Below are 13,782 nucleotides of genomic sequence, written 5' to 3'. Positions count from 1 at the left end.
TCGATATCCTGAAATAAATTCAGGATGACGAAGCGCTTTAAAACGAATCGCTTTAAACTATTTATTCTGCGCAAAAAACACCCAAACCTCGTCCGGCCTAGTGCCTGATATACCTTCCTGATACTTCTTCATTAAAGCATTCCATTGATCAACCCTTGGGTTGTTCAGCGTAGTTTTCGGGTTTAACTCATCTAAGCTTGCGCCTTTCGGAATACTGATCACCAACATCAACTGCCTTCCGTTTTTAAAGATTCGCAACTGCTGAAAATCAGCATTACAAAAACCTTTGGCTACTTCTGGCCATTTTTCAAATTGTGTAGCATGATAGTTCAGATACTCCTTTTGCATCGCCTCATCCTTTACCAGATTAGTGCTCAAAATGATGTTATCCCATTCCTTAACCGGCTCCTGTCCACAATGCTTTTTCCTGTCAAACTTATAAAACACATCCTTGTACAATCTAACCTCTGCCCCTTTAATCCGTTGCTGAAATTGTCGCATCAAAGCCTCGGCTTCATTCGTTGTCGCATACACCAATAAGCGATTATTCCATTGATAAATCGCAGAAGCAGAGATGCCCTTTTCTCTACATATCTCTACCATCAATGGCTTACTCAATTCTGCAGATGAGGGTGGGACAACCTCTATCACTATCTCGTTTCCATTTCCTGACTCGATACTATTCAAGGATTGATTATTATTATTTACTGATCTACTATTCAACAAATAACGATAATCAAATTCAAGCCCAGCTTTAACTTTAACACTATCATTCACCTTAGGGCCATTACCCAGCCAGACATTGTCGGGGCCATTGGCATTCTGCAAATATTTCTCTGCAGGGGTCCAGTTATTCTTCACTGTAAAATAGGAAGAACCTTCATCGGTATACAGGTAAAACCAATGTTCAGGATCATGCGGATAAGGCGCTTTATAAATGCTATCGATATAGTTATTCGTGATCACAGAACCTGGTTGGGCCGACAAAGTATAAATGCCAGCAACATCATACAGATACTTCCCGTAGTGATGAATCTTGTTGGCATGAATGGTATTGTCACGCATAGCATTACTGGACTTAGTCCAGCCCCAGCCCATACTGATGCCTGAATAAGCTACATCACTAATCTCGTTATGTGCGATATTGATCCCCCTTACATAACCAGCACCAATGCCCACACAGCCCCAATCTTCATTGGTTGCATCGGTAATCAGGTTATTGGTAATACTTTCATTCGTACATATTTCGCGCTGATCTGTTGGGTTATATGGCAAATGCACCTCAGTGGCTTCATCAGAAAAAACACCCACCAATATAGCACTACCACCTATATCTTTAAAAAGATTACCTTTAATTTTGTTATCATGGGTTCCCCGCTTATAATCCAGTCCGGTTGAAGCATGATGTTCAAACCTACAACCTTCAAAACCGGTGTGCTGCGCATAACTGACTTCAACGGCTGCTGCTGGGCGACCTACCCAAGCCTGATTCTCCAATCCTTTTTTGTCGGGAGTACCCGGAATTTTCAATTTATAAGCATCCAGCATGTACATCCCGGCTTGATGCGGCACATGACCAAAGCGAGAAGGCCTTAACCAGCCCGCGTGTTGAAAGGAAACACCTTTGAACGACACATACGCTACCGGATTATCAATCGTGCCCTCTATCCGCACTAAAGTCTCCAAATTTGGTACAACAACCTTAGCGGTGTTCATGTTTTCACCAGCTCTAGGCCAGTAATAAACCTTGCCATTTTTTAAATCTTCATACCATTCTCCTGGCTCATCCAGAAACTGAATAGCGTTGGTTAAATAGTATGGAGAGTTGCCTGTCTTAGTAGATATCCATGGGGCAGGCCAAGGGTGTTCAGATTGCACACGACGCTCAGGTTCCATAAAGCTCAACTCCGCTTCCGCTCCATTTACCTGAATCGATTTCACCCTCAAATTGGCAATGGCCCACCATTGCTGGATCACCATTTCTATACCTTTTATCTGTGCTAATCCAGCAGCATCTTTACCCGGTAAAAAAGGAATCTTGCAGGTTTTTGCGGGAAAATCCCAGCTTAAAATCCTGCCCATTTGCTCGCCATTCCAATCTCTGGCTCTGACAGCCTTTTTTCCATCAATCCACAGCTGTCTAAATTCTAAAACACTATTTCCCAGACTAGATACATCCGATACCCAAATTTTACCTTTAGCTGCATTTGGCAACCCAGATACGTTATTAACTACCTTTTTCCATCCAGAGACTAGTAAACCGCCACTTAAAACAGCTTGATCCTCATCCAGTGAAGTGATGACTGTTGGACTCTCCGCAGTCCCTGAATCTTCAGGCCGCAGAATCACGCTTTCGGTTAAATAGTAAACTCCTTTTTCTATAAAAATATTGATCCCGTTTTTTATCGAAGGGTCTTTTAAACGTCTCAATTCACGAGCCTTACGCAAGGCGTTTAATAAGCTCGCTACGGGGGCTATTTTCGTGCCTTCATTCCTGTCGGACCCTTTCAGGGAAACGTAGATATCGGCGGCTTTACTACTGAGATTACCCAATAGCAAACCCACAAGCAAGACCAACCAAGAAGGTTTAAAGTTTATCATTACGGGTTATATATCTGATTGAAATACAGACTTCACATAAGCTGTATTTGCAGTAAAATTCCACTTCACATTTCTTGGATCTTTTTGGTCTCTGGAGCGCTCAACAACCAACCAGCCTTTCCAACCCATATCATCTAATGTTTTGCGTACGGCTTTCATATCAATCTTAGGATCGTTCTGTAACCATACGCCATCGTCGTTGGTGCAATGAATCTGAATGATATTCTTTTTACCCAAAATCCGCAACTCCTTATTCAAATCGCGACCGTTTTTTATGGCATTAGAAAAGTTGAAATAGCTTTTTACGGCACTCGAACCTATGTCTTTTAAGAATTGTAACTCAGCAGTAGCATCTAAAGCCGTTTCAATACCAATCACCACTCCTGCCTTCATTGCCATGCTTCCAACCACCTTTAAGCGTTCCACTAAAGCAGGTCTCAACTCAGGATTCTTTACCAAATCACCCTGTATGCCCAACGGCAAAAAGGCCACCTTCACATTCATCGCTTTCATGGTCGCAATACAATCACCAACCATTTGCTGGTAAGTGGGCCTTGTAGCCAGCGATTGCGCATAAAAACCTGTCATAGCTAGCGAACAGATCTCCAAATTCAGTGCTTTAGCCGTATCCATAAACTCCTTTCGGGTTAGCGGATCAGCCAGTTTATTGTCAAAAGTATCCCTGTTGCCCAATCCACCCATGTCCAGTTCCACACCATCAGCACCGATATCCATAGTCAACTGAAAAGCGCCTAGCTTTTGCCGCTTCAAGATCATAAGATCGACAACCGCAACTTTATACCGCTGCTCTTTCAACCTTAAAGCCCATGTAAACTGATTACTGAGCATTAACCCACCCGTAAGCAGAGTCAACTTCCCGATAAACTGACGACGATTTTCCATAGTTTTATTTTGAAGTACTGGCTTTAAACACCTGTTCTAATTGTTCAAATCCTTTTATAGCATTTGCAGGTAAACGCTCGCCTTTATCACCAAACACATACATCGCCGGTTCTTTTTCAATCGTGCATTTGCTTTCATCATATTGACCAGTTTTATCCCTTACCAAGGCTGCATCAAGCTTAAAATTTTTAATGACAAAATCATAAACAGCCTTCCGTTTTGAAGGCCCAAAATCATGACCTTCATCAGGCAGGTGAACATTCTCTACAAGATCAGGCCGACCATAGTAACCGTATATTTTTTTAAGAAAAGGCATATCATGATCTGGTACAGTAACCGTCCAATCCTTCCCATCCGACACTACTAACTGTGGGTTAGGCGCGGTCATTGCAGCGATCTCTACGTTGTTCGTACCACCTGCACACAGATGAATCGGCATTCCACTTTCACATGGACAACCACCATAAAATGAAGACGATAAAGAAACTACCGGAACACTTAGTTTAATACGATCGTCCATAGCAGCCATTAAAACAGTATGACTTCCACCACCCGATCCACCACTTATCCCCACCCTACCCTTATCGGTTTCTTTCAGGGATAAAACGTAATCCAGTATCCTGATACCACCAAGTGTTTGTATGGTATGCGCCAGACTTCGCCTATGGTCTTCCGACTTAAACTGAAGCAAAGATTCGCCCCAGGCAAACAGATCGTAACTCACAGCCATTACGCCCATACGCGCCATCATTGCACAGCGAATCTGACAGTCGGCCCGATAACGTTGCTGCGCCCAATGTCCATCTGGACTTAGCATTACCGGGATCTTTCCTTTAATTTTTAAAGGCTTGTACAATGAACCATTCACGTACAGTCCGGGTAATATTTCGATAGCAATGTTTTCTACAGTATACCCATCCATTACTCTCTTAGGAGTAATGATGGGTTCTGATGAAGGTTTGGCCGGCAAAGGCGACAAGCCCTGCGCTTCATATAAACCTGGTTTGATTAAAGCCTTACGTTTTTCCCAACTGGCTTTATCATGATATAGCTTAGCCAATTGGTCCAGCTTATCCTGCCCATCTTGTACATTCCAGCGGTAATATTCGTATTCCTTTAACTTATAAACGCCTTCTTTCTCCTTATTTACCTTTAAATCCAATGGGGCCAACACATTAGACAATGTTTCGTCTAGTTCTGGTCTGAAACGCCAAAGTGCATAATTCACCCAACGATCCTTTACTTGATCATCATTGTATTTTATCTTCACTTTAAAACGACTTTCTATCTCCGCCAGCACCGTTTTAAGCGACTGCCGGTATAACAGGTCTGAATTTTGCGTTTGTCCAATAGCGCCGCTTATAATCAGCGAAAATCCAAGGGTTAGAAATAGGGCTATTCGTTTCATCAGCTTACTCCTCGTTTTTAACTTCTGTAATCACAGGTGCGGTATATCCTTTTAGTTTTGGCCAAACGCCATTTACAATCTTTTTAAGTTTCAGCTTGGACGGATCGACTACGACGTGTTTGATCTTCTCTCTTCTCCAGGTATAAATGAAATGCAACATACCATCGGCGGTCTGAATCACGGCCGGATAAGAGTACTGACTGATCGGAGAATCTTCCAAAATCAAGGCTGCATACCATTCTTTGCCATCCTTAGAAATAGCCACATTTAATGGTGTTCTTGGCCCTTTAGCCAAATCACCAGGAGGCAATACATGATTATAAACCAATACATGACGACCATCTTTCATAGTGACCGCATCAGTCCCGGAATTATTATTTGGCAAACTGGTTTTAGCCAAGGGCGACCAGGTTTCCCCGTTATCGGTCGACCATGATTCTACCAGCGCCCTGTTTTTACTTCTAGCTAAAATCTGCAACTTACCTTTTCCGTGATCTAAGATGCTTGGTTGTATGGCATCCAATCCGTTCCCGGCTATTGGACCAACTGTACGCCAGCTTTGACCATTGTCTTTCGTTACCTCAAAATGTACTTTCCAGCCATCTCCTTCTTTACTCGAAGGATTGAACAAATTGCCATTGCTTAGCAAAACAGGTTTGTTTTTAACGGGGCCTATGTATCCATCAGGTAACTTTTTAGCGTCAGACCAGGTAATCCCGCCATCTTTAGAGGTACGCATCATTCCCCACCATTCAGATGGTTTAGGGCCTATTTTATAAAAAAGTAATAGATCGCCGCCAGGCACCTGGTACAATACAGGGTTCCATGTTGGTAATCTTAATTTATCATTTTGTATGCCATTGGCTACTGAAACAGGCGCTATCCATGTCCCGTTTACTTTACGGCTAATATAAATTTCTACATCTGGGTGACGCTCCTTAGTCCCGCCAAAATAAGCTGCCACCAAACCTGTTGGAGTTTCGGCAATGGTTGCCGAATGGCATGACGGGAACGCTGCCCTTTCATATAAAAAATCATCTGTGATAATACCTGACCGCCATTTTTGCGATTGTGCATTTACGCCCAAACTTGCCAGACAAATCAGTAAAACTATTACCCCTGCTCTTCTTTTTAACATTTTTGTATTGCTTAATGATTGAATATTATTGTTTCTTAGCGGCCTTTTCAGCCTTAATCTTTTTTGTATAATCACTATATAAGGCCCTCCAACTACGGCCGTTGTTGTTAAGAAATTGCTCCGCCTTTGTTTTATAGATCTCAAAAATGGCAGAGATCTGTTTCATGCTCTTATAATCTACCGCCATCTCCCTTGCTTCTTTCAAAAATCCCAAAATTTTAGCTTCTTCTGCGGCAGTCAAATCGGGCACAATGGCTTTATAACCGGCCATTGTAAAAGCTACTTTGCCTATCGTATACTTATCCAATATTGTTTCTACCTGCTCCGGGCTTAAGTCGTTACGCAGTCCTTCCATCAATTCCTGATGTACAGATACAGGCATTGCCGAATCTGCTATAATTTGTTTATCCAGATCACTCAGCTTGTTCCCGGTTACCGGATTGATACCCGAAGGCACTGTTGTTGCCAGATGATCATTGTGCCAGTCTTTTACTTTGGTCATATGAATAGCCACTACAGTTTCTATTCGCTTGCTTTTGGCAGCGTCTTCCAGTTTCAATGCAGTGGCATACTCTGTTGCCTTCGCCAACACATCACCTGGAATAACAATATCATTCTGAGCATGCGCCCTATTCAATGAAGAAAAAGAAATACCTGCCATCATCCCGCAGATCATCAAAAACTTAGTGGTTTTGTTCATCATTTCTATAATTTATAGTTCAGATACAAATGAATAATCACCTGAGCCCAATTCAAATACAGCTCTATTGTCATCCATTTTAATAAATTTCAATCCTTTAACATCGGTTGCTTTATCTTTACCTTCTTTTACTTGTCCAACAGATTTTGCTGGAATATTGATCCTTGCAGTTGTATTAACAGGAATACTTATATTCCATTTAAAATCAGTTGCAGATTTAGTCCAGCTACTTTTAATTAAGCCATAAACAGAATTATACTCCCCGTTTACTTTATCCAGCCCTTCGATCAGCTCTGGTTTCATTACAATCTCCTTAAATCCCGGTGCCCCAGCTTTAATACCGGCCAAGTTCTCATAATACCAGATCAATAAATCACCAAGCATCATCACATGGTTCTGAGAGTTCATTTTTGGAGCGGCAGTATTTCCATTCCACAACTCCCAGATCGCTGTAGCACCATTTTCGATCATATATCCCCAGGAAGGATAAGTTTTCTGCGAAGCTATCCGGTAAGCAAGGTCACTTCTTCCAATTGCAGTCAACGTACGCATCAGAAAATTTGTTCCCTGTACTCCGGTGCTCAAGTGTCCTTTATTCTTTTCTTCAATAATGTAACAGATCTGCTTTACTACTTTCTCCTTATGCCGCTCTTCAACCATTCCAAAATAAACAGGCAACAGATTATCTGTTAGCTTATTTTCGCCATAATACCCTTGTGCATTATAAAATTTACCGTTAAAGGCCTTTTTCAATTCAGAAGCCAATGCAACATAACCGGCGCTATCACCTCCGTTGCCCGTAATCGTACTGTAGTCGGCCATCATTGTAGCCAGCTGATAATAATAAGCGGTAGCAATTAACGCACTAGGATGTTTCTGATCGGCATTTACACCTTTTCCATCTTCAGCAGTTACAGGTGGCGCACACCAGTCGCCATAACTATCTTTCGTCATGATCCCCTCAGTGTTCATATACCTGTCCTTCATATATCCCATCCATTTTTTCACTGCCGGATAGTTTTTCTGAAGCACAGTAATATCACCTGTTTGCTTATACAACATATCAGACACAAAAAGCAAGGTTGCAGGCCAGGTCACATTATCACTATAATACCTCCAAAATGCCGGGGCAACATCAGGTATTGCACCATCTTCTTTTTGAGCATAACGAATATCGTCCAACCATTTTTTATATAAAGCGGTATTGTCGAATAAAAAGCTTTCTCCATAGGCACCAACAGTCCTATCGCCTAACCAAGGCTGGCGCTCATTGCGCTGTGGACAATCAACGGGCATCCCTTTATAGTTAGATGCAATGCCCCACCATGAGTTTTTAAAAATCTGGTTGAGCAGGCTATTTGAGGATTCAAAAGTCCCTCCCGTCCTCATGTCATCAGAAACCAGACATCCGATAAAATCACTTTTTTGAGGAATTCCAGGATAGCCGCTCAATTCTACATAACGGAAGCCCTGATAAGTAAATCTTGGCGACCAGGTCTCTGTCCCCTCTCCTTTAAGCGTATACGTATCGGTCGCTTTTGCATCGCGTAAGTTTGTTCTGAATAGCTCACCATTTGGTTCCAACGACTCAGCAAAACGCAAAGAAACAACAGCACTTTTAGTTCCTTTAACATTAAATTTCACCCAACCAGCAAAGTTTTGCCCAAAGTCTATGATGTATTTACCGTTCGGGCGCTTGGTAATGGATACAGCTGCAATATTTTTCATCACCTTCATCCCTTCATTCAGCTGCGCTTCATAGGTCCCACCAGGTTCCTGCACATACTCGCTTTTAAGCCATTTACTTTCGTCAAATCCGGGCTCGCTCCAGCCTTTAAACTCCTTACGGGCATCATATACCTCGCCATCGTATTCATTATTGGCAAGAATTGGCCCATCAGCAGTACCTTTCCAGGTATCATCAGTTTTAATTGATGCAGTGGAGCCATCTGTATATTTAATGACCACTTGTACCAATAATTTAGGGAAGCCAAATGTTTTCACCTTGTAGGCTTTGGCCTGACGCATGGCAAAGAAACGACCGTTTCCGAGGATAACGCCAATAGCATGTTTACCCTGCTTAAGTTGCGCTGTAATATCTAAGGCATTGTACTTTATGTTCTTTGTATAATCCGTAGGCGCAGGAGCCAAAACCTGATTACCGATTTTTTTACCGTCAATATACAGCTCATATAAGCCCATACCCATAATGTACGCGGTAGCGGATGCCACAGTTTTATTCGTTGAAAACTCTTTTCTGAAATAACGAGCAGATAAACGCCCCTCAGTTTGATTATCCCATGGAAAGTAGCGATCAAACCCTATCCATCGGCCTTCCCAGTCTTTATACTGTAGTAATCCCATTGACCATGAAGCCACAGTACTCCAATTGGCATCGCCTTTATTTGTGGAAACTTTAACCTTCCAATAATATTTGTTTTTACTCTTTAATGTCGCCCCTGTGTATTGGTTGTAAATCGATTCAGATGAATTTACCTTACCTGAATTCCATATGTCTGCATCTTTCTCTGTAAGCTTATCTAGCGACGAAGCCACCAGAATGTGATAAGCTGTTTGCTTAACATCGCGTTGCACTGAGGTAATTTCCCAGCTTAATCTCGGTTGAACCACGTCAATACCTAAAGGATCTTGTAGCAGCTCACAGCGCAAGTTTTGCAACGATACCTGGGCAAACGCCCCAGTAAAGCTTAGCATTAAAATAGCTGCAAGTATCGTATATCGTTTAAGTATCATTTGGTTCAGGCTTTTTCTATTGAATTTAAGCAATTAATTATTGGTTGAAAAATCAAAATATAGCGTCATGTTCAGCGCCCTGGCAGGGTCCTTCTCATAATCGTAAAAAATATTCTTCATGGCCATCGGACCACTTCTATCTGCTCTTTGCGTTTTTGTACCTATTCCCGGAATCCCATGCATGAACGAAATATCGCCCGAAGGGAGCAACGGTTCATAATTATGCCATTGATCTGTTTTCCAAGCCGCACTAAACAATCTTAAAAAGATATCCTCATTCTCGGTAATCACTGTAAATGGCTGATCCTTCGTAATGAATTTACACCAATACACGTTGGAATGATAACCTTTAAACTCCGGATATACCCAAGCTTCACCAGTTTCTGTATTGTTATAATCCTTTTTCCAAATACCAAACTGATTTCCTTTTAAACGGTTCTTCCAAACACGGGATGGCCCCCTTCCCATATATTCTACCCCTTTAATCTGGTCTTCCGGGAAAGAGAAGTTCAATCCAATGAAGTTCGTCAGGTATTCTGCAGGGAAGTATTTTACATTCAGCTTTAACATACCTGAAGGATAAACTGTCCATTGCAAAATATTATAAGCTTCTTTTCTATCGAATGAGGATTCAATGATCAGGTTCTGCCCTTCCATGCGGTGGCTGATGTTTCTGAAATTAGTTGCCCCTTCCTGGATTGTAGGTCCGTTCGTAAAAGGAATAATGCCTTTTTTATTTCTCACTTCACGAAGAACACCTGTTTTCTTGCTAAAACTTAAGGAAACACCATTGGCAGTAGTCGTAAATAACGAATCTCTTTCTGCAATCGTTACAACAGATGTCCCTTCTTTTTTAACCAACATTGAAGCTTCTTTTTTCGGAAGGGTAATCGGGAAACTCCAAGTGTACAGCTCTTTTCCATGCATATCTGTAGTTGTAATATACAAGACATCGAAAGAAGTCCAGTTTACAGGAAGTCCTACTGTTAATCGACCCTTTTCAAGTGGTTTAACAGCCGGTGCCGTGGATTTTCCTTTTAGCTCTTCCTTAGTTTTAAGGTTCAATAATTTCCAATCAAACTGGCAGGTATTGAGGTTAGCAAAATGATAACGGTTCTCTATATTAAATACCCCATCAAATCCAGCTGTCATTTCACGGTGCTCAAAAAATACTGGGCTCCAAATCTCTTTAATGGCAAAAAAGCTACCTTCTTTTTCGTGGTAAGGCCCCACAATACCATCTGCACCACGATTTCCATCAGTATCTATCGTGTTGTTTTTATCGGTACGAACTACCCCCTGATCAGCAAAATCCCAAAGGAAACCACCTGCTGATAATGGATTAAGAAGCATATCATTCCAGTAATCTTCTAATCCGGCACCATGCCCACCATCATACATACCGTGTAAAAATTCAGTAGGCATCACAATACTATGGCCATGTCTGTAGTTACCTATGCCATAATTGTACTCACGATAATGCTGTGTATCAAAACCATTAAAATCTTCCCATGGATGAACAACAGGACGTTTTTGAATATCCTCCTGTGCAAACAAGGGATCAAGCTCGCGATTGTGACCACCTTCATTTCCATTTGCCCAAATTACAATAGAGGCATGATTTAGGTCGTGTCTCATCATCTCTTTGACCAGCTTTGTACCTGTTGGGGTATCATAATGTCCATGCCAACCGGCAAGCTCATCCATTACATATAAACCTAGAGAATCACATACATCCAGAAAATGACCATCGGGTGGGTAATGCGACATGCGTACCGCATTCATATTCATCTCCTTCATCAATTCAACATCCTCAATACTGTTCTTTTTGCTTAAAGTCCTGCCGGATTCAGGGCGGAAAGAATGACGATTTACCCCTTTAAATTTCATTTTAACACCATTCACATATATCCCGTCTCGTTCTTTGACCTCCACAGTCCTGAAACCGATCTTTTTAGATAAGGTATGAATAGCTTTATTCTTTTTATATAAAGTAAAGGTTGCTTTATATAAATTAGGAAACTCGGAAGACCATAATTTAGGGGAATTGAATACTCCATTAATCACTGCTGATCCTTTTTTCAAGCTTCCTTCAAACGGCAAACCATACTTTTCACCATCGGCAGTATACAACTGTACGGCTACCTCATCTGCGTTCCCAGCTACCTGAACCTCTGCTTTAAATTGTCCATCTGCTTTCGCATCTATAGCTACATTTTCTATATGTGGTAAAGGCAAGGCTTCCAGATATACGGGTCTGAAGATTCCACCAAACAACCAGAAATCAGCCTTTCGCTCCGCTTCATTCACGGATTTATTGGCCGAGTGTTTTGACACTTTTGCTTCGAGCAAGTTATCTGCTCCGTATTTTAAAAGCCCAGTTATATCATAACGAAATGCATAAAAGGCTCCCTGATGAACTGCTCCGGCCGATTTACCATTGATCTTTACTTCAGTATCGGTCATCGATCCTTCAAATACGATGTTGATATTTTTGCCCTTCCAACCGGCAGGGACTTTAAAATTATACTTATATAAACCTTGTTCCTTACCTCTTACGCTGTCTTTCGAGAAACCATAATCGTATTTACCGAAACCCTGCAGCTCCCAATTTGAGGGCACCGATATAGTTGACCATTTTCCTGAGTTCATTCCTCCAGTACAGAAAAAATCCCATTTTACAGTATGGTCATTCCCGGTTCCAGACAAATAGAGTTGCTCCGTCTGCTGGGCGCGGACAGAGCTGAATAGCATCAGCAAAATAAAAGAAAGGATCGGCGTAAGCTTCATGAATAGAGGATCTGATTTATATAGGTTTAAATTGTTTTGTTAATGGGTTATCTGTCCTGAATGGCAAAGCGGGTAAACCGTCCTTATTATACAGGTTAGGTCGCATGGCCTCATTCCATCCAAAACGTACTGCAATTGGTTTCTTCAAGCCTTTTGCGGATACTATAATTTTATTGCCCTTGATCTGGGCGTCGGCAGGTATAAACTTCCCATCGGCAGCAGCTATGGTAAAACAATCTAATGCTTTGCCATCTGCACTTAGCAGTCCTTTGCCAATGTGATCAAATTCCAATTCAGCAGTTTTCCCTTTAAGGGTTACCGACTGATAAATGGGGCCTGAATAATTTATCTTTTTACCATAGTTATTGGCCAGGGCCCAAAGGGCTAACCTGCGACCTATCTCCCATTTATAAGTAGGGTGCAAATCCTCGGGATAATCATTTAAATCGGTAGTAACCACAATTCCTGTATTAGGCAACCTTAGCAATTGTGCCTGTGCCTCCCAGAATTCAGGTTCCGTTTCAGCATCTAATACCACCTTACCCTTGGTTGTTGAATAATTAAATGGCGCAATTTGTACATAATAAAATGGCAGTTCGGCTCCTTTGCCAGATACACCGGAAGCATTGCTCCAAGCCGTTCTCCAACTATTGATTAGGGCTTTCATTTTATAACTATAGCTGATCTTCTCCTTTAAAAAGCAATTGGTTTCGCCTTGATACCACAAAAACCCTCGCAAAGCGAAAAGCGTTAATGGTTCAATCATTGGCGTATAAAACTTACCGGGATCATTCCCTACCTTCTGTCCTTCAAAATACCCTGTTTCCAAACTTTCTTTAGGTATCCAGGGTTCAATCGGACTACCACTTACCGCCGAAGAGATGATCCCTATCGGTATATGTAGTTTATCGTACAGCTCTTTGGCAAAGAAATAGCCTGCTGCTGAGAAATTCTTTAAAGCAGAATCCTGAGCGATACTCCAGCTTTTATGGATAGAATCTGGTTTGCTTAGCTCCTTTCTATTGACTAAAAAGATACGGATTTGGGAGTTATTGGCCCTTTCGAGTTCATCAACTGGGTAACCCAGCTTTTCTTTCAGAGGCTTTTTCAATTTGCTTAGCTTGCGCATGCCATACTCCATGTTCGATTGTCCCGAACAAAGCCAAACTTCTCCAACTAAGATATTATCAAGAATGATCGTGTTTGTACCTTTAATGGTCATACTAGCTGGAACCGCAGAAGTTTGTAAAGGTGCTAAAACCACCTTCCATTTACCATTTGCATCGGTTTGTGTCTGCTTAACCTGACCAGCAAAGCTTACGGTTACAGCTTCACCTGCTGTGCCAAAACCCCAGACATTTAAAGGCTTATCGCGCTGCAAAACCATATTATTGGAAAGAATTTGCGGCAAAAGTATCTTCGCATTGGCCTCAACCATCATTCCCAGTAACGCAATCAACAGAAAATATCTTTTTAAGCCCATCATCC

8 protein-coding genes are annotated in these 13,782 nt (G+C 41.7%); all 8 read right to left on the bottom strand.

Annotation, left to right across the window (positions count from 1 at the left end; genetic code table 11):
- Nucleotides 1-57: 57 nt before the first annotated feature.
- The 8 genes from FBD94_RS05410 to FBD94_RS05375 are packed head-to-tail and all read right to left on the bottom strand — an operon-like array spanning nt 58 to nt 13,780.
- Nucleotides 58-2,601: an L-rhamnose mutarotase gene (locus tag FBD94_RS05410; RefSeq protein WP_136879406.1), complete on the bottom strand. Its 2,544-nt coding sequence runs from the start codon at nt 2,599-2,601 to the stop codon at nt 58-60.
- 6 nt (nt 2,602-2,607) lie between these two features.
- Nucleotides 2,608-3,504: a sugar phosphate isomerase/epimerase family protein gene (locus FBD94_RS05405; protein ID WP_136879405.1), complete on the bottom strand. Its 897-nt coding sequence runs from the start codon at nt 3,502-3,504 to the stop codon at nt 2,608-2,610.
- A gap of 4 nt (nt 3,505-3,508) precedes the next feature.
- Entirely contained in the window at nt 3,509-4,912 is a 1,404-nt protein-coding gene (locus FBD94_RS05400; RefSeq protein WP_136879404.1) for an acetylxylan esterase, read from the bottom strand.
- Nucleotides 4,913-4,916: 4 nt separating this feature from the next.
- Nucleotides 4,917-6,050 (bottom strand): sialidase family protein, encoded by a 1,134-nt coding sequence (locus FBD94_RS05395; protein ID WP_136879403.1) that lies wholly within the window; start codon nt 6,048-6,050, stop codon nt 4,917-4,919.
- Nucleotides 6,051-6,075: 25 nt separating this feature from the next.
- The gene (locus FBD94_RS05390; protein WP_235884381.1) at nt 6,076-6,753 is read right to left on the bottom strand and encodes a DUF3826 domain-containing protein; all 678 of its coding nucleotides are present in this window, start codon (nt 6,751-6,753) and stop codon (nt 6,076-6,078) included.
- 9 nt (nt 6,754-6,762) lie between these two features.
- Nucleotides 6,763-9,504, bottom strand: a complete 2,742-nt coding sequence (locus tag FBD94_RS05385) for an alpha-L-rhamnosidase (RefSeq protein WP_136879402.1) — start codon at nt 9,502-9,504, stop codon at nt 6,763-6,765.
- A gap of 33 nt (nt 9,505-9,537) precedes the next feature.
- Entirely contained in the window at nt 9,538-12,294 is a 2,757-nt protein-coding gene (locus tag FBD94_RS05380) for a glycoside hydrolase family 2 TIM barrel-domain containing protein (RefSeq protein ID WP_136879401.1), read from the bottom strand.
- Nucleotides 12,295-12,310: 16 nt separating this feature from the next.
- Entirely contained in the window at nt 12,311-13,780 is a 1,470-nt protein-coding gene (locus tag FBD94_RS05375) for a sialate O-acetylesterase (RefSeq protein WP_235884380.1), read from the bottom strand.
- Nucleotides 13,781-13,782: the final 2 nt, after the last annotated feature.

It is taken from the genome of Pedobacter hiemivivus (genome assembly GCF_005144565.1).
Classification (GTDB): domain Bacteria; phylum Bacteroidota; class Bacteroidia; order Sphingobacteriales; family Sphingobacteriaceae; genus Pedobacter; species Pedobacter hiemivivus.
Note: the sequence above shows the minus strand (reverse complement) of the source record. Positions and strands in the feature narration are given on the sequence as shown.

Bases quoted from the DNA above. Each gene is read 5' to 3' on its own strand.
- FBD94_RS05395 (WP_136879403.1), bottom strand. From the start codon at position 6,050: ATGTTAAAAAGAAGAGCAGGGGTAATAGTTTTACTGATTTGTCTGGCA.
- FBD94_RS05375 (WP_235884380.1), bottom strand. From the start codon at position 13,780: ATGATGGGCTTAAAAAGATATTTTCTGTTGATTGCGTTACTGGGAATG.
- FBD94_RS05410 (WP_136879406.1), bottom strand. From the start codon at position 2,601: ATGATAAACTTTAAACCTTCTTGGTTGGTCTTGCTTGTGGGTTTGCTA.
- FBD94_RS05400 (WP_136879404.1), bottom strand. From the start codon at position 4,912: ATGAAACGAATAGCCCTATTTCTAACCCTTGGATTTTCGCTGATTATA.
- FBD94_RS05385 (WP_136879402.1), bottom strand. From the start codon at position 9,504: ATGATACTTAAACGATATACGATACTTGCAGCTATTTTAATGCTAAGC.
- FBD94_RS05405 (WP_136879405.1), bottom strand. From the start codon at position 3,504: ATGGAAAATCGTCGTCAGTTTATCGGGAAGTTGACTCTGCTTACGGGT.
- FBD94_RS05390 (WP_235884381.1), bottom strand. From the start codon at position 6,753: ATGATGAACAAAACCACTAAGTTTTTGATGATCTGCGGGATGATGGCA.
- FBD94_RS05380 (WP_136879401.1), bottom strand. From the start codon at position 12,294: ATGAAGCTTACGCCGATCCTTTCTTTTATTTTGCTGATGCTATTCAGC.